The 236-nt window shown below is 60.2% G+C and carries 1 pseudogene; it reads right to left on the bottom strand.

The features are described from left to right. Positions 1 to 236: pseudogene (locus ACPYOI_RS37050) on the bottom strand (EamA family transporter); the annotation flags it as partial.

Here is a 236-nt window from a genome sequence, read left to right as displayed (position 1 = left end):
GGATGAGGTCGTCGTCATCCGCCTGAGCGCGACCATTTCCAACGTGTATGGCAGGAGCGGAACCAGGGTCGCCAGACCCGCCATTTCGATAGGGCCGTAGCCATCAAGATTCGGGACCGCGCCGGCAAAACAGAAAGGAGTTGCCACGACCGCTGCGACGATCAGCGAAATCGAGAGGACTTCCAGCCCCCTGAACGCCGCTCCGACTTTCTTCGTCAACAGGATATAGCAGGCCC

It is taken from the genome of Rhizobium sp. SVR5-2C (assembly GCF_056755115.1).
This window is presented reverse-complemented; position numbering and strand designations above follow the sequence as displayed.